This is a genomic window from Cellulomonas sp., from assembly GCF_036279715.1.
Lineage (GTDB): Bacteria > Actinomycetota > Actinomycetes > Actinomycetales > Cellulomonadaceae > Cellulomonas_A.
In genome coordinates this window covers 1-18,417 of the sequence record NZ_DASUIR010000027.1, presented here as the reverse complement: position 1 = coordinate 18,417, position 18,417 = coordinate 1, and the positions used below count along the sequence as shown (strand labels likewise).

Here is an 18,417-nt window from a genome sequence, read left to right as displayed (position 1 = left end):
CACATGTTCGCGACGCTGCACACGACCGCCGGTGACATCCGGATCGAGCTCTTCCCGAACCACGCGCCCAAGACGGTGGAGAACTTCACCGGCCTGGCCACGGGTTCCAAGGCCTGGAAGGACCCCCGCACCGGTGCTGAGCGCACCGACCCCCTGTACGACGGTGTGATCTTCCACCGCGTGATCTCCGGCTTCATGATCCAGGGTGGCGACCCCCTGGGCACCGGGACCGGCGGCCCGGGCTACAACTTCGACGACGAGATCCACCCCGAGCTCGGTTTCACGGAGCCGTACCTGCTCGCGATGGCCAACGCCGGACCGCGCCGCGACCCGATCACCGGCAAGGTGGGCGGCACCAACGGCTCGCAGTTCTTCATCTCCGTCGCCCCGACCACGTGGCTGACCGGCAAGCACACGATCTTCGGCAAGGTGGCCGACGACGCGTCGCGCGCCGTCGTCGACGCGATCATCGCCGTCCCGACGCGTGCGGGCGACCGTCCTGTCGAGGACGTCGTTATCTCGTCGGTCACGATCGAGGACTGAGCGGCTTCCCGCCCGCCGTCTCATGAGCTCCTTCCAGCCGTTGCCCGAGACGGCGGGCCCCCCGGTCTGCCCGCGCCACCCCGACCGGATCTCCTACGTCCGCTGCCAGCGGTGCGGGCGGCCGGTCTGCCCCGAGTGCCAGCGGCAGGCGCCCGTGGGCGTGCAGTGCGTCGACTGCGTCGCCGAGGCGGCGCGCAACGCCCGACCGACGCAGACTGCGCTCGGCGGACGCGTCCACGGCGGGCGCCCGGTCGTGACGATCACGATCGTCGCTCTGTGCGTCGTGAGCTACGTGCTGCAGCTGGCCGTGACCGGGTGGACGAGCCGGTGGGCCTTCTCACCGGCCGCGGGTCAGGTGGAGCCCTACCGGTTCCTCACGACGGCGTTCCTGCACTCGCCGAACAGCATCTTCCACATCCTGTTCAACATGTATGCGCTGTGGATCGTCGGGCCGTTCCTCGAGAACGCCCTCGGCCGCGCGCGGTACATCGCGCTGTACCTGATCAGCGCCGTCGCCGGGTCGGTCGGGGTGCTGCTGTTCGCGTCGCCTGCGACCGACGCGTGGTACCTCGGCGCGGTGGGCGCATCAGGTGCGGTGTTCGGGCTGTTCGGCGCGGTGCTCGTCGTGCTCCGCCGGCTCGGGCGCAACGCGCAGAGCTTCCTGATGGTCATCGGGCTGAACCTGGTCATCGGGTTCGTCGTGCCGAACATCGCGTGGCAGGCCCACGTCGGCGGGCTCATCGTGGGCGCGGGGCTTGGGGCCGCCTACGCGTACGCGCCGACGCTCCGTCGGCGCGAGGTCGGCATCATCGCGACGGTCGTGGCCGCCGTGCTCGTCGTCGGGCTGGCGCTCCTCAAGTACGCGGGCGTCTGAGGAAGCGAATTACACCGGTGTAGTTATCCACAGGGTTGTCCCCGCCTGGGGACAACCCCCGTGGATCGTGGGCTCAGTGCCAGCGGGTCGTGAGGCTGAAACCCGCCAGGATCAGCACGAAGCCGATCGCGAGGTTCCACTGCCCGATCCCCGGGATGGGGTACTGGGACTGCATCATGTAGGTCACGACGATCCAGGCCAGGCCGACGACCATCAGGGTGAGCATGACCGGCACGAGCCAGGTCGGGTTCACCACGGGTCCGGCCGCCTTGGGGGGCGGGATGTACGCGGGCTTCTTCCGCGACCTCGACTCAGGCACGTCAACAGCTCCTGTCCTGCGATGGGGCGGGGCGGCGACACGCAGAACGGCGCCGACCCGCCGGAACGTGGCTTAGCGTAGTGGCGATCACGCCCGAGAGGAGCATGCGTGCCGGACCGCACCCACCACGTCGTGCACAGGGTCAGCCGTGGAACGCTCTCGGTGACGCTCGTGCTCGCGCTCGCCGGCATGATGTTCGTGGCCAACGCGCGGCTCGCGCGCGGGACAGACGAGCGCCACCCCCAGAACCTCGCGGACCTCGCGAGCGTCGAGGAGTCCCGGGTCGCCCGGCTCCAGGGCGAGGTGGGCACGCTGCGCGCCGACGTCGACCGGCTGACCGAGGAGCAGGCGCGTCTCACGGGCCTGCAGATCGGCTCGCCCGGGGTCGGGTACGACGTCGCCTCGGGCAAGGTCGCGGTCACCGGCCCGGGGATCACGGTGAGCATGACCGACGCCCCCGCCGACTCGCAGAACCTGCCGAACGTGCGCCCCGACGACCTCGTCGTCCACCAGCAGGACCTCCAGGCGGTGGTCAACGCGCTGTGGGCGGGCGGCGCCGAGGCCATGAGCCTCATGGACCAGCGGGTCATCTCCACGAGCGCGTTCCAGTGCATCGGCAACGTCCTGTCGCTCCACGGCCGGCGGTACTCGCCCCCGTTCGTCGTCCGCGCGATCGGCGACCCGGCCAAGCTCCGGGCGGCACTCGCCGCGTCGCCCGCCGTGCAGATCTATCTGCAGTGGGTCGATGCCGTCGGGCTCGGCTGGAAGGTCACGACCGCTCAGGACCCGCTGAACCTCCCTGCGTACGAGGGGATCACCGAGCTCAAGTTCGCGCAGGTCCCCCGGGGCGTCGAGGTGCTCCCCGGCCTCACCGCGGCGACCTCGGGCACGGGGTCGTGACCGCGCCGGACCGCGTCGGGGCACCTCGGCACGGTCGGTCCCTGCGGAGGACGAGCGCCGGCTCGGTCGCGCTGGCCGGGCTCGGGGTCGTCGGCGAGCTGCTGATCACGGCTGGCGTCCTGCTCCTCGCGTTCCTCGTGTGGCAGCTGTGGTGGACCGACGTCGAGGGCAACCGCGCGCAGGCCGAGATCGTCCGGAACCTGGACTGGGCCCAGGCACCCACGGCCGTCCCGTCGGCCGCAACGCCGACGCCGGGTGCGACAGCTGGCGCGACGACCGGTCCGGTCATCGCCGCACCTCGCCGCGGCGAGGAACCGCCCGTCGAGGCCGAACCTGACGTCCTCACGACCTTCGCGACGCTGCAGGTGCCGCGCTGGGGCGGCGAGCCCCAGCGTCCCGTCAGCGAGGGCGTCGACAAGGCGACGGTGCTCGACGCCCTAGGGATCGGCCACTACCCCGGGACAGCGATGCCGGGCGCCGTGGGGAACTTCGCTGTGGCAGGGCACCGCACGACGTACGCCAAGCCGTTCAACCGCGTCGCCGAGCTGCAGGTCGGCGACCCCATCGTGGTCCGGACCGCGTCGACCTGGTACGTGTACCGCGTGACGTCGACGGAGATCGTCCGTCCGCAGGACGTCGCGGTCATCGCCCCGGTCCCGGGGAAGCCGGGCGTCGCGCCGACCGAGCGCTCCATCACGCTCACGACGTGCCACCCGATGTTCTCGGCCCGCGAGCGGTTCATCGTGCACGGCGTGCTTGACTACTGGGCACCGGTCTCGGACGGCGTCCCCGCTGAGATCGCCGGAGGAGCCTGATGTACGGGTGGTTGTGGCGGCACCTGCCGGGTTCGACGGCCGTCCGGGTCGCGATCCTCGTCGTCCTCGCGGCGGCGGTCCTCGCGGCGTGCTTCACGTGGCTGTTCCCGGCGATCGCGCCGCTCATGCCATTCAACGACACGACTGTAGGGGTGTGAGATGACCCGGATCCTGGTGGTCGACAACTACGACTCGTTCGTCTACACGATCGTGGGGTACCTCGCGCAGCTCGGCGCGGAGACCGTCGTCGTCCGCAACGACGCCGTGCCCCCGGTCGAGGAGCGCACCGGGTTCGACGGCGTCCTGATCTCCCCTGGACCCGGCACCCCGGCCGAGGCCGGCGCGAGCCTGCAGGTCATCCGCGACTGCGCGGAGGCCGGGATCCCGATGCTCGGCGTGTGCCTCGGGCACCAGGCGCTCGGCGAGGTGTTCGGTGGCACCGTCACGCACGCGCCCGAGCTCATGCACGGCAAGACGAGCCAGGTCGTCCACCACGGCGCCGGCGTGCTCGCCGGGCTGCCGAGCCCGTTCACCGCGACGCGGTACCACTCGCTCGCGGTCGTCGACGGCACGTTCTCCGACGAGCTCGAGGTCACGGCCATCGTCGAGAGCGCGCACGGGCGCATCATCATGGGCCTCCAGCACCGGACGCTGCCGCTGCACGGTGTGCAGTTCCACCCCGAGAGCGTGCTGACCGAGGGCGGGCACCGGATCCTCGCGAACTGGCTGGCGCTGTGCGGGGACACCGAGGCGCTCGAGCGCTCGGTCGGTCTGCACCCGCTGGTCCGGACGAGCGCGGCCCCCGCCGCGAGCTAGCCGAGCCCCTTCTCGAGGGCTCGCTCGCGGCGGCTGGCTAGTGCACCCGCGTGGCTACTTGCCTGCGGTCGGGACCGGCACAGTGGGCGCTGGCGTGCCCCCGGTCGCACCCTGCGACACGTTGAGGATCACCGTCGAACCGGGGTCCACCTTCGCGCCCTTGTTCGGGTTCGACGACGTCACGATCCCCGCGGCGTAGTCGGCGCTTGTCACCAGGTTCTGCGACGCCTGCAGCCCGAGAGCCTGCAGCTGTGCGGCCGCGTCGGCGTACGTCTTGCCGACGAGTCCGTCCGGGATCGTGACGGTCGTCGGCGCGATCGCGACCGAGAGCCCGACGGTGCTGCCCTGCTGGATGAGCCCCGGCGGCCGGTCCTGCGCGAGGACGCTGTCGGGGGTCTTGTCGGCGGACTCGACGTTGGTGATGCTGCCTGTCAGGTGCAGCGTCGTGAGGATGCCCTGGGCCTCGGTGCGGGTCTTGCCCACGAGGTCAGGCAGCTGGACGTTGCCGCTCGAGATCGACAGGTTGACCGCCGAGCCGGCCGGGACGGGCGAACCCGCGGGCGGGTCGGTGCTGATGACCTTGCCCTGCGGCTGCGCCGGGTCGTCGACCGGCGTGACGTTGCCGACCGTGAGCCCGAGGTCCTTGAGCTGGGCGCGCGCCTGGTCCTGCGTGAGGCCGCTGAGGTCCCCGAGCTTCACCGAGTCCGGGCCGGTCGAGATGAAGACCTTGACGTCGGACTTCTCCGGGACGGCCGTGCCCTCGACCGGATCGGTGCGGATGGCGTTGCCCGCCGCGACGGTCGCATTGGCCTCCACCTGCCGATCGAACTGCAGGCCCAGGCCGACGATCTTCGACCTCGCCTCGGCCTCCGAGAGGCTCGCCACCGTCGGGACGGTCACCGTCGTCGGGGTCTGCACCTTGTTGGCGTTGGCCTGCATGAGCGCGAAGATCCCGGCGATCGCGAGGATGGCGACCGCGAGGAGCGTCCACAGCAGCCAGCGCTTGCGCGGCGGCTCCTCGTCCTCCGTCTGGTACGACCGAGGCAGGACTCCGGTAGCGCCTGGCGTCGTCGGCGCCCACGGGCTCGCACCGGCCGGCACGATCTGCGTCGAGGCCGTCGCCGCGGCCGCGGGGGACAGGACCTGCGTCGCGGGACCCGACGCCGCAGCGCCGACGGCGAACGCGCTGATGGGCGGTGCCGCGACGCGTCCGCCACGCGCGGCCGACTCGAGGTCGGCACGGAACTCGGCGGCCGACGAGTAGCGGTCGTCGCGGTCCTTGGCGAGCGCCTTGAGCGTGATGCGGTCGAGGGTCTCGGGGACGTCGGCCGCGAACGAGCTCGGCGTCGGGGCGGCCTCGCGGACGTGCTGGTACGCCACAGCCACGGGGGAGTCGCCGATGAACGGCGGGCGGCCGGTGAGCAGCTCGAAGAGCAGGCAGCCGGTGGAGTAGAGGTCGCTGCGCGCGTCGACCTGCTCGCCGCGGGCCTGCTCGGGCGACAGGTACTGCGCGGTGCCGATGACGGCCTGGGTCTGGGTCATCGTCGCGGCGGAGTCGGCCACCGCGCGGGCGATGCCGAAGTCCATGACCTTGATCGCGCCCGTCGGGGTGAGCATGACGTTCGCGGGCTTGATGTCGCGGTGCACGATGCCCGCGTGGTGGGAGTACTCGAGAGCCGACAGCACGCCGGCGGTGATCTCGACGGCCTCGTCGATCGGCACGGCGTTCCCGTCGCGCAGGATGTCCCGGACCGTGTGGCCCTCGACGTACTCCATGACGATGAACGGCACGTGCGCGACGACACCCGACGCCTCGGTGACGAGGTCCTCGCCTGTGTCGTACACCGCGACGATGGCGGGGTGGTTGAGGGACGCAGCCGCCTGGGCCTCGCGCCGGAACCGGGCGAGGAAGGACGGGTCGCGTGCCAGGTCGGAGCGGAGCACCTTGATCGCGACGGTGCGCCCGAGCCGCGTGTCGTGGCCGATGTGCACCTCGGCCATCCCGCCGCGCCCGATGAGCTCACCGACCGCGTACCGTCCGGCGAGGATCCGGGAACCTTCGTCCACCACTAGGCGTCCTTCGTTGTTGTCAGGGTGTCGGGATCGCCCGGCACACTCTCGGAGATCATCCCATCCTCGGTCCGAGGACGAGGGTATCCGGCGTCGTCCGCGCGCAGGCGATGTTCTGCGACAGCCAGCACGGCCGAGCCACCCGTCGGGTCGGACGAGGGGCCGTCCGCGCGCGTCAACGCCTGGGCGAGGGCCGCGCCGAGCAGTGCGATCAGCAACAGCATCAGCGCGACGAACGGCCAGGTCAACCGGCCCACGCGCGTGCCGGTGGTCGTCGAGGTGCGCCGGGCCGCCGGCTCGGACGTGGCACGGTGCGAGCCGGGGGGACGTCGCGCGTCCTGCTCGCCCTGGTCGCGCAGCTCGCGCCGCGGCGGGTACGACGGCGGGACCACGGCCGGGTCGCTCGGCCTGGCCGGAGGAGCCGCCACGAGCGGGACGGGTGCGGGCGCCGGCTGTACCTCGCGCCGGGGCTCGGGTGCGACCTCGGCGCGCCGACCCGACCCCGCCGCGCGCGGATCGGTGACGACGACGTGGATGCCGGTCGGCGGCGTCTGCTCGACCATGCCGTCGAGCGTGTGGGCCAGCTCGGCCGCCGAGCGGGGCCGGTCGGCCGGCTCCTTGGACAGCAGGCGCATGACGATGGCCGCCAGGCGTGGCTCGACCGACTGCGGCAGAGGCGGCACGGGCGTGTTGACATGCGCGACGGCGATGTCCACCGCGGTCGGTCCGGTGAACGGCCGGTGCCCGACGAGGGACTCGTACGCGACGATGCCGAGCGAGTACAGGTCGGACGCGGCGGTCGCCGGCTTGCCGACGGCCTGCTCGGGCGACAGGTACTGCGCGGTCCCCATGACCATGCCGGTCGCGGTCATCGGGACCTGGTTGGTCGCGAGCGACACCCCGAAGTCGGTGATCTTCACGCGCCCGCCGCGGCCGAGCAGGATGTTGCCGGGCTTGACGTCGCGGTGCACGACGCCGGCCGAGTGGGCGGCATGCAGCGCCCGGGCGGTCTGGGCGAGGATCGGCAGCAGGCGCTGCGTCGGGAGCACGGGCTCACGCTCGAGAAGGTCGGACATGGGCTCGCCGACGACGAGCTCCTGGACGAGGAACGCCGAGCCGTCCTGCTCGCCGTAGTCGTAGAGCTGGGCGATGTTCTGGTGCGACAGCGACGCCGAGTTGCGGGCCTCGGTGCGGAACCGGGACAGGAACCCCGGGTCGCCCGCGTACTCCTCGCGGAGCACCTTGATGGCGACGTCCCGCGCGAGCGACTCGTCGTGCGCGACCCAGACCTCACCCATGCCACCGACGGCGATCTGCCGGACCAGCCGGTACCGGTCGCCGAGGACCTCACCCTGTGCGGCTCTCACTTGCCGAGCACCGCCTGCATGACGGCCTTGGCGATGGGCGCTGCGACGCGTCCGCCGGTCGCCTCGTTGCCCAGGTTGCCCCCGTGCTCGACGAGCACGGCGACGGCGACGCGGGGGGCGTCGGCGGGGGCGAACGCCGTGAACCACGCGTGCGGGGCCGAGCTGTCGGTGGTCTGCGCGGTGCCCGTCTTGCCCGCGACCTGGATGCCGGGGATCTTCGCGGCCGTGCCGGTGCCGTTCTCCACGACGCCGACCATCATGTCGCGCAGCGCGGTCGCCGTCGCGGGGGAGATCGCGGTGGACAGCACGGACGGCGACGCCTTGCTGATGACGTCCAGGTCAGCGGTCCGCACGGTCTGGACGAGGTACGGCTCCATGAGCTGGCCGCCGTTCGCGATCGCCGCGGCCACCATGGCCATCTGGAGCGGCGTGACGCGCACCGAGAACTGGCCGATCGCGGACTGCGCGGTCTGGGGCGCGTCGAGACCCGGCGGGAAGACGCTCTTCGCGGCGGGCATCGGGATCGTCAGGCCGTCGTTGTCGAATCCGAACTTGTCGGCCTGCGCGGCGAGCGCGTCCTGACCGAGGTCCATGCCGAGCTGGGCGAACGCGGTGTTGCACGAGATCCGCAGGGCGTCGGCGAGCGTCGACGAGGTGCCGTCGCCGCACTTCTCGCCGCCGAAGTTGGTGATGGTCGCGGACGTCTGCGGCAGGTCGAGCACGGTCGGCGACGGGATGGCCGTGTCGGGCGCGTACCGGCCGGACTCGAGCGCGGCGGCTGCGGTGATGAGCTTGAACGTGGAGCCGGGCGCGTACGTCTCCTTGATCGCGGTGTTCAGGAGCGGGTTGCCGTCCGCCGCCAGGAGCTCCTTGTACGCCGCGCCGGCCGCCGCGGTGTCGTGCGACGCGAGCACGTTCGGGTCGTAGCCCGGCTTGGACACCATGGCGAGGATCGCGCCGGTCGTCGGGTCGATGGCCACGACCGCGCCGCGCTGGTCGCCGAGCGCGTCCCAGGCAGCCTGCTGCGCGGCAGGGTTGATCGTCAGCTCGACCGACGAGCCCAACGGCTGCTTGCCGGTGATCAGGTCCTGGAGGCGCGTGAGGAAGAGCGAGTCCGCGGACCCGGTCAGCACGTCGTTCTCCGCCGACTCGAGCCCGGAGGCCCCGTTGACGACCGAGTAGAAGCCGGTGACCGACGAGTACAGCGGACCGTTCGCGTAGCTGCGCTGGTAGCCGAACGCGTCGGCGCTCGGCGTGGAGGAGGCGATGGCCTGACCTGCGACGACGATGGGTCCGCGCGGCTTGCCGTACTCGCGGTAGAGCGTGCGCACGTTGCGGGTGTCGTTGTTGAGCGCGCTCGCCTGGCCGAACTGCACCCAGCTGACGCCGCCGATGAGCACGACGAACATGACCACGACGACCGTCGCGAGCCTGCGCAGAGGCGTGTTCATGCGTCCGCCCCCCCGGTGCCGATCCGTTCGGTCGGCTGGTCGTCACCCTCGGGTCCGGTGCCGCCGGCCAGGGCGCCGGCAGACGCGCCGGACGTCCGGACGGGGATCGGCGCCGTCGTCGCGGGCGGACGCGGCGGCGGACCCGCGATCGCGACCCCCGCGGGCCGGCGCGCGTCGTCGGAGATCCGTAGCAGGAGGGCGACGATGATCCAGTTGGCGAGCAGCGACGACCCGCCGTATGCAAGGAACGGGGTCGTCAGGCCGGTCAACGGGATGATCCGCGTGATCCCGCCGACGACGACGAAGCACTGCAGCGCGACGACGAACGCGAGCCCGCCCGCGAGCAGCTTGCCGAAACCGTCGCGCACACCGATCGCTGTCCGCAGGCCCCGCTGGGCGAGGACGAGGTAGCACATGAGGATCGCGATGAGGCCGGTCAGGCCGAGCTCCTCGCCGAGCGACGCGACGATGAAGTCCGACTCCGCGTACGGCACGAGGTCCGGACGCCCCTGACCCCACCCGGTGCCGAACAGCCCACCGCTCGCGAGCCCGAACAGGCCGCGGACGAGCTGCCCGGAGCCGCCCGGGGCGCGGTTGAACACGTCGGTGTCGAGCGCGTGCAGCCAGACGGTGAACCGCGCACCCACGTGACCGATGAACATCGCGGCGAGCGCCGCGCCGCCCGCGAACAGGACCAGACCGATGACGATCCAGCTCGTGCGCTCGGTCGCGAGGTAGAGCATCGCGACGAACAGCCCGAAGAACAGCAGCGACGTGCCCAGGTCGCCCTCGAACACGAGGACGGCGAGGGAGACGGCCCAGGCGACGACGAGGGGGCCGAGGTCACGGAGGCGCGGGAGCTGCAGACCGAGGACCCGCGGCCCGGCGAGCGCGAGCGTGTCGCGGTTCGTCACGAGGTACCCCGCGAAGAAGACCGCGAGCAGGATCTTCGACAGCTCGGCGGGCTGGAGCGAGAAGCTGCCGACGTGGATCCAGATCTGGGCACCGTTGATGTCGGCGCCCAGCCCCTTGACCAGCGGCAGCACGATCAGGATGAGGCCGGCGACCATCGCGGTGTAGGTGTACCGGCGCAGCGTCCGGTGGTCGCGCAGCGCGACGAGCGCGACCGCCGCGAGCACGACCGACACGGCCGTCCAGCCGAGCTGGCGGGTGGCGAAGCTGCTCTCGATGCCGCGCGCCGACCGGGCCAGGTCGATCCGGTAGATCATCGCGAGGCCGATGCCGTTGAGCGTCACGACGACCGGCAGGATCACCGGGTCGGCGAACGGAGCGCGCAGCCGCAGGACGACGTGCATCGCGACCGCGATCACCGTCATCCCGAGCCCGTACCCGAGGACGTTCGCGGGCACCGCTCCCGTCGCGCCGATCCCGACGAGGGCGTAGGAGGCGACGCCGATCGCGAGGGCGAGCGCGAGCAGCCCGAGCTCGACGCTGCGACCGACGCGGACCCGGTGGGGCTGGACGGTCGCCATCATCCCGTTGCCGCGTTGGCCAGGGCGTCCTGCTCGAGCAGCCGGACGCGCTCCCGTGCGTCATCGAGGGAGTCGGTGTGGATCGTCTGCTCGAGGCGGTCGCGTACGTACGCCGAGAGGTCGTCGACCCGTGCGTCGGAGCGTTCCACGACGGTCGAGAGGGAGAACGGCCCGACGGTCTGCGGGATGCCCTGGTAGATCGCGACGTTGCCGGCGTCGATCCCCACGTAGTGCTGCGTCTGCGTCCACCGGTAGGACAGCACGCCGGCAGTGACGAGTGCGGCGAGCACGACGAGCGCGACGAGCGTTGCCACGACCCGGCGGCGTCGGCGACGGCGCGGGTCCGGTGCGTCGGCGTTCTCGGCGTCTTCGGTCCCGTCGGCGCCGGTTGCCTGGGGAGGCTGGCTGCCGTCGGTGGCGGGACGTGCGGCGGCCCCGGCCTGCTTCGACAGCGCCGAGGCGCGCGCCGCAGGACCATCGGCCGCGGCAGTCGGACGGTTGCGGGACGTGGCCGCCGACCCGACGATGGCCGCCGACGTCGACGGACCGCCGCCGTCCGGGACGGTGTCGAGCTCGACGACATCCGCCACGACGACCGTCACGTTGTCGCCGCCGCCCGCCCGCAGCGCGAGCTGGACGAGACGGTCGGCGCACGCGTCGACGTCCGCGACGTCCCGCAGCGTGTCGGCGATCGTGTCGCCGCTGACGAAGCCCGACAGGCCGTCCGAGCACAGCAGCCAGCGGTCGCCCGGGCGCGCCTCGCGGACCGACAGGTCGGGGGCGACATCGGGGTCGAAGTCGCCGAGCACGCGCATCACGACCGAGCGCTGCGGGTGGTGCTCGGCCTCCTCGGGCGTGATCTTGCCCGTGTTGACGAGGTGCTGGACGAACGTGTGGTCGGTCGTGACCTGCGTGAGCGCACCGTCGCGAAGCAGGTAGCCGCGCGAGTCGCCGAGGTGCACCATCGCGAGCTTGTTGCCCGCGCGCAGGATCGCCGTGACGGTCGTGCCCATCCCGGCGAGGTCCGGCTCCGCCTCGGTGCGGGCCACGATCTCGTCGCGGGCAGCCTCGAGGGCACGTTCGAGCTCGTCGAGCGCGTCGTCGGGCCCGTGGGACTCGCCGTCGAGCGGGGCGAGCGCGGCGATCGCGACGGACGACGCGACGTCGCCGCCCGCGTGCCCACCCATGCCGTCCGCGACGACGAGGAGGTGCGGCCCCGCATAGGCGGAGTCCTGGTTGTTCGCGCGGACCAGCCCGACGTCGGACCTCGCCGCGTACCGCAGAGCGATGCTCACCCGGGTTACCTCTGCAGCTCGATGACGCTCTGGCCGATGCGCACCTGCGCGCCGGGCGGGACGGGAGTCGGCTGCTGGACCTTGACCTCGCCGAGGAACGTGCCGTTCGTCGAGCCCAGGTCCTCGACGAGCCACTGACCGCCCTGCGGGAAGATCCGGGCGTGCCGCGAGGACGAGTAGTCGTCGTCGAGCACGAGCGTGCACGACGGTGCGCGTCCGATGAGGACCGCCGACGAGCCGAGCGGCAGCGTCGTGCCGCGCAGCGGTCCCTCGGTCACGACGAGGCGTGTGGGGGTCGTCGACGCGCGCGCCGCCCGGCTGCCGCGGCCACCGGCCTGCGGGGTGGGCTGCTCGGCGCTCGCCGTGCCGACCGCGGTGCCGGTCGCTCGCGTGCGCGGGGCGGGCCCGCGCCGGTCGACGATCTTGGTGCCGTACAGGTCGCGACGCAGCACACCGATCGCGGAGAGCACGAAGACCCAGAGCAGGACGAGGTAGCCGAGGCGCAGGAGGGTGATCGTCAGCTCACTCATGCGGGCCGTTCACTCGTCCTGCTCGGCGGCCGCGTCGCCGGTCCAGAACATGATCCGCGTGCGGCCGATCGTGAGCGTGTTGCCGTCGAGGAGCGTCGCCGCGGGGACCTGGTGACCCTCGACGAACAGACCGTTCGTGGAGCCGAGGTCGGTCGCGACGACGCCGTCGGGCCCGACCCGGATCTCGAGGTGACGGCGTGAGACCCCCGGGTCGTCGACGATGATGTCCGCCTCCGAGCCGCGCCCGATGACGGTCACCGGCCCGGTCAGCAGGTAGCGCTGGCCGTCGATGTCGACGAGCGGGTGGCGCGGGCTCGGTGCGACCGTCGTCGCGGGTGCGACGGCACCGCGAACCGTCGCGCTGCGGACCCGGAACCGTCCGGTCTCCAGGTCCTCGTGCTCGAGGAACGTCACGGTCACCGGGCCGACGAACGCGTAGCGCTGCCCTGCCGCGTGGTCGGTGACGTTCGCTGCCAGCTCGTCGGCCAGGGCCTCAGCACCCCACGCCACGACCTGCTCGTGGTCGGCCGGGGACAGCTCGATGGTGAAGTCGTTGGGGACGACCGTGCGGTCCCGGTCCACGACGGCGGCCCGGTCGTCGACCTCACGGCGCAGCGCGCTCGCGAGCTCGACGGGCTTCAGCTCGCTGCGGAACGCCTTGGCGAAGGCGTTGTTGACCGCACGCTCGACCCCGTGCTCGAACTTGTCGAGGATGCCCATCGCCCCACCTCCTTCGCCGCTCCTGCGTCTCCGGTATGCCTGTCGCGTGGGTGACGTCGCCCGCTGACAGACCGCGCGCCCGCGGTTCGTCGGCCTTGATCGTATCCGCGGTCCGCCGACTCCCGTCGCGTTCCGGCCCCCGCCACGCTGCGTGCTAATCTTCTCCGGCGCGCGCGAGTGGCGGAATGGCAGACGCGCTGGCTTCAGGTGCCAGTGTCCGAAAGGGCGTGGGGGTTCAAATCCCCCCTCGCGCACAGTGGGGTCTTGGGACAACCGAGGCCCAGCAGTCGGGACAACTCCCGGCAGGACGTGATCCTGCCGGGAGTTCCTGCGTCTGGGGTCCGCCCGGTCTCTTGACCATCACTCTGGCCGGAACGACTCACCCCGGTGATCACCTCGGGCGTCGTCGGAAGCGGCATCCTCAGGCTCGGCGTCGTCGAGCTTCGCGTCCTCGGATTCGCCCTCGTCCGACGCGGCCTCGTCGGGCTCGTCCATCGCGGCCAGCGCGGGCACCAGCTCGTGCCGGTGTCCGTAGGTGTCCAGCACGGCGACGATGGCGGCGGCCATCGGGATCCCGATCAGCGCGCCGACCGCGCCCCACAGAGCAGCGCCGATGAAGACCGACGCCAGGGCGATGCCCGCGTTGACGTCCATCGTCCGTCTGCTGACCCGCGGGGTGAACACGTACGTCTCGATCTGCTGGTAGATCGTGGCGAACACGACGATCCACACGGCGGTGATCGGCGACGAGAACACGACGAAGAGGATCGGGATGAGGATCCCGAAGTAGGTGCCGACCACCGGCACGAACTGCGCCATCAGGCCCACCAGGACGGCGAGCGGCAGCCAGGAGGGCACGCCCACGAGGTAGAAGAACGCCGCATAGAACATGGACGACAGCCCCGCGAGCACGACCTTGGAGACGACGTAGCCGCCGGTCTTGGCCTGGGCGATGTCCCAGACCGTGACGAAGACGTCCTGGCGCGCCGGCCGAAGCCAGGAACCGATCGTCGTGCGCACGCGCGGTCCGTCAGCGGCCAGGTAGAGCGCGAAGACGAGGAAGGTGACGGTGTTGAGCACGGCTGCCAGAAGGGACGTGACCACACCGAGGACGCCGCCAGCCAAGTTGGAGGCCACCGACCCGACCTGCGACGGAGTCACGTTGAGGCTGCTGGTCACGGTCGTGGGATCCAGCGTCAGCTTGAACGTGCGGTTGGCCCACGAGATCGCATTCGTGACCACGTCCGGCAGCGACTGGACGAGTGAGGCGAGCTGGTTGAAGAACAGGTTGCCGAACATCGCGCCGAGACCGACGACCGCGAGAACCACCAGGCTGCCGACGCTCGCCGTGGCCAGGCCGCGCTTCCATCCCCGCCCGGTCAGCCAGTTGATGGCCGGCTCCATGGCCATCGCGAACAGCCACGAGAGCAGGAGGAGGAACAGGAAGTGGCTGATCGACTGGAAGATCCACAGCGCGATCATCCACAGCGTGACGATCAGCAGAACCGTCAGCACCGCCCGGCGCAGCGCCCGCTGCTCGAAAGCGATCAGTCGAACCGGCGCAGCCGGAGACGGCGAGGCCGTGACCTGGCGCCGCTCATCAGTCTTCATCGGGACCCCCTCGGCACGAAGATAGCGTGCCGTCAGGGAAGGTCTCCCGCCCGCGCCGCCGAGCGCCGCCATCTGGTCGACGTGGCGGTCGGGGTCGGGGTCCGGCCCGTCGTGCAGCTGGGTCAGCGGTTAGCGTGTACCAGCCCTGACCTGCAGGTTTGCCCCTGCCGCGCCCGGAGCCGCGTGAAGCGGTCAGGCGGCGAACGGCACCCGCGTCCAGCTGAGGACCGCGGGGCTGTGCGGGTCGACCGTGACCCGCAGGTAGTTGTTGACACCGGTGGAGCCATCGATCGTCACGCGCGTCAGGTTCGGCACGGCGGAGTCGACGCCGTAGAACGAGAGCCAGGGCGAGCCGGCCGCGAGCGGCTGGTCGTCGTTGTAGACGTGGCTGTCACCGTTGAAGAGGTACACCGGGCCGTGGAACTGCGCCGACTCGTGCGCGATGGCCCTGACGATCGGCTGGAAGGCCGAGTAGTCCGCGAACGACGGGTTGACGACCGTGGGGTCGAACATGTCCGCCTGGGTCAGCAGGACGACCGCACGGTTGTGCTCGGCGCGTGCCTCGTGGAACGTCGCCCGGATGCTCGCGATGACCGCGGCCGTCCGGGCGCTGACCTCGGCGGCCTGCTCCGGAGTGGGGCCGGTGTTGCCGGTCCAGGGGGCCAGGCTGTTGTTGCTGCCGACGACGTGCAGTGCGGCGAACGCCACGTCGGCCCGCGTGTACCGGACGTCCTCGGGGAATCCGAGCGCAGCCTGCGACGTCACGTGGACGGCGTGCTGGCCGAGCGTGAAGCCCGGCCGCGGGAAGAACACGGTGCGGATCGCGGCGAGGCGCTCGAGCGGGTTGTACGAGCCGTTGCTCGGACGGTGGCAGTCGGTCCACTCGTTGTCGCCGACCGTGTAGACGAGCGGGTCGACGAACGTGTCGAACTGCGCCTTGACCTGAGCGAAGTACTCGTCGCTGCAGACCGTCGAGCCGGACTTGATGTCGCCGAGGTGGTCGACGAGCTGGACCGCCGGGTCGGCGTTGATCTGCTGGATCACGTGCGGGAAGTTGGCGATCTGGGCGGTTCCGTACGGGATGTCGCCGATCACGGCGAACGTGAACGCGCCGGCGTGGCCCTCGTCGTGCGCGCCGCGGTCCGAGGCCGACGCGGAGCCGATGGCCAGGGTGGCGGTGGCGGCCAGGGTGGCCAGGGCGATCGCGACCGGGCGTCGAAGAAGTCTCATGGGGGTGTCCTCCTGGTAGGCGCTGCCTCGTCACCCTGGGCGCAGCCGATGAACACCGGCGAACATCGCAGCCATCGTGGGGTGAACGGTGCGCCCCGGTCTGAGGTCGGCTCGTTGCTGATCAGTGGGTGACCTCCTTCGACCCGCTCCGGCGTCATGCAGCATGCTCGGGTCGACTCGCGAGCGGTCACGCCGGGCACACAAGGGAGCACACGCATGGTCACGTCCATTCGGCCGACGCTGAAGGCACCCCGGGACCTGCTGCGCCGCAAGTCCGTCGAGGCGTCGTTGGCGTCGGTCGACGACCCGGACAGGCATCTCACCCGCAGCCTGACCGCCTGGGACCTGGCCGTGATGGGCGTCGCCGTGGCAGTCGGCGCCGGAATCTTCTCGGTCGGTGCGACCGCCGCCGCTGACTACGCCGGCCCGTCGGTCATCGTCTCGTTCATCATCGCGGCCGTCGTGTGCGGGCTCGCGATCATGTGCTACGCCGAGTTCGCATCGACGATCCCCGTGGCGGGGTCGGCCTACACGTACTCCTACTCGACCATGGGCGAGGTCGTCGCGTGGATCATCGGCTGGGACCTCATCCTCGAGATGCTCCTCGCCGCCGCGGTCATCGCGAAGTTCTGGGGCGTCTACCTGTCGGACGCGTTCACGCTGTTCGGCGCGACGTTGCCCACGACCCTCACGGTCGGTGGCGTCGACGTGGCCTGGGGACCCGTCGTGATCGTCGCAGTGTTCACGACGCTGCTGGCCATCGGCACCCGGCTGAGCAGCCGCGTGAACAGCGTGTTCACGATCATCAAGGTGGCCATCACACTGTTCGTCGTCGTGGCGGGCTTCTTCTACGTCGACAGTGCCAACTACACGCCGTTCGTGCCGCCGTCGCAGCCGGCACCCGCGGGGACCTCCGCACTGCAGGAACCGCTGCTCAGCTTCCTCTCGGGCGCCGCGCCGTCGAGCTATGGCGTCGTCGGGATCCTGTCCGGCGCCGCACTGGTGTTCTTCGCCTTCATCGGGTTCGACGTCGTCGCGACGACCGCCGAGGAGACGATCAACCCGCAGCGCACCATCCCGCGCGGCATCTTCGCGGGTCTCGCCGTCGTGACCGTGCTCTACATCCTCGTCACCGTCGTCGTCACCGGCATGGTCCCGTACACCGCGCTCGCGGCCTCCGGGTCGCCGTCGCTCACGACGGCCTTCGTCCTGGTCGGAGCCGACTGGGCGGGCAAGATCATCTCCGTCGGCATCCTCGTCGGGCTCACCTCGGTGCTCATGGTGCTGCTGCTCGGCCTGACTCGCGTCGTGTTCGCGATGAGCCGCGACGGGCTGCTCCCGCGATCGTTCTCCCGGACGTCGGGACGCTTCCACACCCCCGTGCGACTGCAGATCGGCGCGGGCGTGGTGGTCGCCATGATCGCCGGCCTGTCCCGGGTCGAGGTCCTCGAGGAGATGATCAACATCGGCACCTTGTCGGCATTCGTGCTGGTCAGCTTCGGGGTGCCGATCCTGCGGCGCACCCGGCCCGACCTGCCGCGCGGGTTCCAGGTGCCGTGGTCGCCGACGCTCCCGATCCTCGCGGGCGTCGCGTGCCTGTGGCTCATGGTGAACCTCACGACCCTGACGTGGGTGCGGTTCGGGGTGTGGCTGGTCGTCGGGATGGCGATCTACGGCGGCTACTCCTACCGGCACTCGCTCGTCGGAAGGGCCCAGCAGGGCGCCGCAGACGGGTGACCGGCAGATCCTGGGTAGGCCTCAGAGGCCGAACGCGGCACCCAGCGAAGGTGCGCTGCCGGCTCCGCCCGGGGTGGCCGCACCGACGAGGTCGCTCATCCAGCGGGTCCACGACTGGTGCGTGAGGGGCTCGTCCGCGACCGCGCCGTGCAGGCCGGGCGCGACGACGACGGTGAGCACGGTGTTCTCGCCGCTGTTCTCCGCCTCGTCGAACGTGATGACCACGGCCAACCGTCCCGCCTGCCAGTCCGGTCCCGTCAGCACCTGCGAGATCCAGCCGGCGACCCAGGCGTCGGCGGTCGCCAGCGGGCAGCTGTGCGCGTCGTTGCACACGTCGGGGACGACGAAGCCGACGTTCGGCAGCGTGCCGCTCGCGAGGTCGTCGTGCAGAGCGCCGGAGGTCATGTCGCCCAGGGGCACGTCGTCGACCTGGCAGGCGCGGCGGGACGTGTCGTCGCTGAAGTAGGTCCACGGGTTGTGCCGGACGGCGTACCGGCCGTCGTTCTCGAGCGAGCACGCGGCCGGCATGGCCTCGGCATAGGTGCGCGCGCTGCGACCGCTCGTGCGGGCCAGGTCGAACACCGACGGGCCCTGGATCGGATGGGCCGCCGGCGGCGAGTCATCCGTGACGCCGAAGGTCGATCCG

General features: G+C 71.3%; 18 protein-coding genes and 1 tRNA gene. 8 read left to right on the top strand and 11 right to left on the bottom strand.

The window, feature by feature from the left end:
• Positions 1–3: 3 nt before the first annotated feature.
• The gene (locus VFW79_RS02590) at positions 4–543 is read left to right on the top strand and encodes a peptidylprolyl isomerase (RefSeq protein ID WP_329675752.1); all 540 of its coding nucleotides are present in this window, start codon (positions 4–6) and stop codon (positions 541–543) included.
• A 22-nt stretch (positions 544–565) separates the two neighbouring features.
• Positions 566–1,417 (top strand): rhomboid family intramembrane serine protease, encoded by an 852-nt coding sequence (locus VFW79_RS02585; RefSeq protein WP_329675751.1) that lies wholly within the window; start codon positions 566–568, stop codon positions 1,415–1,417.
• A 73-nt stretch (positions 1,418–1,490) separates the two neighbouring features.
• On the opposite strand, the gene VFW79_RS02580 is transcribed toward VFW79_RS02585, so the two are convergent.
• On the bottom strand, positions 1,491–1,736 hold the full coding sequence (locus tag VFW79_RS02580) for a cell division protein CrgA (protein WP_329675750.1): 246 nt from the start codon (positions 1,734–1,736) through the stop codon (positions 1,491–1,493).
• Positions 1,737–1,844: 108 nt separating this feature from the next.
• Between VFW79_RS02580 and VFW79_RS02575 the strand changes: the two genes are divergently transcribed.
• Genes VFW79_RS02575 through VFW79_RS02560 form a run of 4 tightly spaced genes read left to right on the top strand, consistent with a single transcriptional unit; the run spans position 1,845 to position 4,267 of the window.
• On the top strand, positions 1,845–2,636 hold the full coding sequence (locus tag VFW79_RS02575) for a DUF881 domain-containing protein (RefSeq protein ID WP_329675749.1): 792 nt from the start codon (positions 1,845–1,847) through the stop codon (positions 2,634–2,636).
• Positions 2,633–3,451 carry a class E sortase gene (locus VFW79_RS02570; RefSeq protein WP_414647843.1) on the top strand — a complete coding sequence of 273 codons (819 nt, stop codon included), beginning with the start codon at positions 2,633–2,635 and terminating at the stop codon, positions 3,449–3,451. Before VFW79_RS02575 ends, VFW79_RS02570 begins: the two co-directional genes overlap by 4 nt.
• Positions 3,451–3,609 (top strand): hypothetical protein, encoded by a 159-nt coding sequence (locus VFW79_RS02565; RefSeq protein ID WP_329675748.1) that lies wholly within the window; start codon positions 3,451–3,453, stop codon positions 3,607–3,609. The genes VFW79_RS02570 and VFW79_RS02565 overlap by 1 nt, the downstream gene beginning before the upstream one ends.
• Position 3,610: 1 nt before the next feature.
• Positions 3,611–4,267 carry an aminodeoxychorismate/anthranilate synthase component II gene (locus VFW79_RS02560; protein ID WP_329675747.1) on the top strand — a complete coding sequence of 219 codons (657 nt, stop codon included), beginning with the start codon at positions 3,611–3,613 and terminating at the stop codon, positions 4,265–4,267.
• 54 nt (positions 4,268–4,321) lie between these two features.
• On the opposite strand, the gene pknB is transcribed toward VFW79_RS02560, so the two are convergent.
• From pknB to VFW79_RS02525, 7 genes are read right to left on the bottom strand one after another with little or no spacing between them, the layout of a single operon-like run.
• Complete coding sequence (gene pknB, locus VFW79_RS02555; protein ID WP_329675746.1) at positions 4,322–6,337, bottom strand: Stk1 family PASTA domain-containing Ser/Thr kinase; 2,016 nt, start codon at positions 6,335–6,337, stop codon at positions 4,322–4,324.
• Positions 6,337–7,704 carry a serine/threonine-protein kinase gene (locus tag VFW79_RS02550; protein WP_329675745.1) on the bottom strand — a complete coding sequence of 456 codons (1,368 nt, stop codon included), beginning with the start codon at positions 7,702–7,704 and terminating at the stop codon, positions 6,337–6,339. Before VFW79_RS02550 ends, pknB begins: the two co-directional genes overlap by 1 nt.
• Positions 7,701–9,155, bottom strand: a complete 1,455-nt coding sequence (locus tag VFW79_RS02545) for a penicillin-binding protein 2 (protein WP_329675744.1) — start codon at positions 9,153–9,155, stop codon at positions 7,701–7,703. The genes VFW79_RS02550 and VFW79_RS02545 overlap by 4 nt, the downstream gene beginning before the upstream one ends.
• Positions 9,152–10,648: an FtsW/RodA/SpoVE family cell cycle protein gene (locus VFW79_RS02540; RefSeq protein ID WP_329675743.1), complete on the bottom strand. Its 1,497-nt coding sequence runs from the start codon at positions 10,646–10,648 to the stop codon at positions 9,152–9,154. Before VFW79_RS02540 ends, VFW79_RS02545 begins: the two co-directional genes overlap by 4 nt.
• On the bottom strand, positions 10,648–11,943 hold the full coding sequence (locus VFW79_RS02535; RefSeq protein ID WP_329675742.1) for a Stp1/IreP family PP2C-type Ser/Thr phosphatase: 1,296 nt from the start codon (positions 11,941–11,943) through the stop codon (positions 10,648–10,650). The genes VFW79_RS02540 and VFW79_RS02535 overlap by 1 nt, the downstream gene beginning before the upstream one ends.
• 5 nt (positions 11,944–11,948) lie before the next feature.
• Complete coding sequence (locus tag VFW79_RS02530) at positions 11,949–12,473, bottom strand: FHA domain-containing protein FhaB/FipA (protein ID WP_329675741.1); 525 nt, start codon at positions 12,471–12,473, stop codon at positions 11,949–11,951.
• A gap of 9 nt (positions 12,474–12,482) precedes the next feature.
• The gene (locus VFW79_RS02525) at positions 12,483–13,193 is read right to left on the bottom strand and encodes a DUF3662 and FHA domain-containing protein (protein WP_329675740.1); all 711 of its coding nucleotides are present in this window, start codon (positions 13,191–13,193) and stop codon (positions 12,483–12,485) included.
• Positions 13,194–13,364: 171 nt separating this feature from the next.
• On the opposite strand from VFW79_RS02525, the gene VFW79_RS02520 reads away from it, so the two are divergent.
• A tRNA-Leu gene (locus tag VFW79_RS02520) sits at positions 13,365–13,447 on the top strand.
• A 106-nt stretch (positions 13,448–13,553) separates the two neighbouring features.
• Here the strand turns inward: VFW79_RS02520 and VFW79_RS02515 are convergent.
• On the bottom strand, positions 13,554–14,804 hold the full coding sequence (locus VFW79_RS02515; protein WP_329675739.1) for an AI-2E family transporter: 1,251 nt from the start codon (positions 14,802–14,804) through the stop codon (positions 13,554–13,556).
• Between the two features lie 192 nt (positions 14,805–14,996).
• Positions 14,997–16,034 carry a hypothetical protein gene (locus VFW79_RS02510; RefSeq protein WP_329675738.1) on the bottom strand — a complete coding sequence of 346 codons (1,038 nt, stop codon included), beginning with the start codon at positions 16,032–16,034 and terminating at the stop codon, positions 14,997–14,999.
• Between the two features lie 216 nt (positions 16,035–16,250).
• Between VFW79_RS02510 and VFW79_RS02505 the strand changes: the two genes are divergently transcribed.
• On the top strand, positions 16,251–17,771 hold the full coding sequence (locus VFW79_RS02505) for an amino acid permease (RefSeq protein WP_329675737.1): 1,521 nt from the start codon (positions 16,251–16,253) through the stop codon (positions 17,769–17,771).
• Between the two features lie 21 nt (positions 17,772–17,792).
• Here the strand turns inward: VFW79_RS02505 and VFW79_RS02500 are convergent.
• Positions 17,793–18,417 (bottom strand): alkaline phosphatase family protein (locus VFW79_RS02500; protein ID WP_329675736.1); only part of this gene is annotated, 625 nt, incomplete at its 5' end.

What these genes read in the sequence shown, in the direction of transcription:
- VFW79_RS02590 (WP_329675752.1), top strand. Translation starts at nt 4, where the DNA reads ATGTTCGCGACGCTGCACACGACCGCCGGTGACATCCGGATCGAGCTC.
- VFW79_RS02585 (WP_329675751.1), top strand. Translation starts at nt 566, where the DNA reads ATGAGCTCCTTCCAGCCGTTGCCCGAGACGGCGGGCCCCCCGGTCTGC.
- VFW79_RS02565 (WP_329675748.1), top strand. Translation starts at nt 3,451, where the DNA reads ATGTACGGGTGGTTGTGGCGGCACCTGCCGGGTTCGACGGCCGTCCGG.
- VFW79_RS02560 (WP_329675747.1), top strand. Translation starts at nt 3,611, where the DNA reads ATGACCCGGATCCTGGTGGTCGACAACTACGACTCGTTCGTCTACACG.
- VFW79_RS02545 (WP_329675744.1), bottom strand. Translation starts at nt 9,155, where the DNA reads ATGAACACGCCTCTGCGCAGGCTCGCGACGGTCGTCGTGGTCATGTTC.
- VFW79_RS02540 (WP_329675743.1), bottom strand. Translation starts at nt 10,648, where the DNA reads ATGGCGACCGTCCAGCCCCACCGGGTCCGCGTCGGTCGCAGCGTCGAG.
- VFW79_RS02530 (WP_329675741.1), bottom strand. Translation starts at nt 12,473, where the DNA reads ATGAGTGAGCTGACGATCACCCTCCTGCGCCTCGGCTACCTCGTCCTG.
- VFW79_RS02525 (WP_329675740.1), bottom strand. Translation starts at nt 13,193, where the DNA reads ATGGGCATCCTCGACAAGTTCGAGCACGGGGTCGAGCGTGCGGTCAAC.
- VFW79_RS02515 (WP_329675739.1), bottom strand. Translation starts at nt 14,804, where the DNA reads ATGAAGACTGATGAGCGGCGCCAGGTCACGGCCTCGCCGTCTCCGGCT.
- VFW79_RS02510 (WP_329675738.1), bottom strand. Translation starts at nt 16,034, where the DNA reads ATGAGACTTCTTCGACGCCCGGTCGCGATCGCCCTGGCCACCCTGGCC.
- VFW79_RS02505 (WP_329675737.1), top strand. Translation starts at nt 16,251, where the DNA reads ATGGTCACGTCCATTCGGCCGACGCTGAAGGCACCCCGGGACCTGCTG.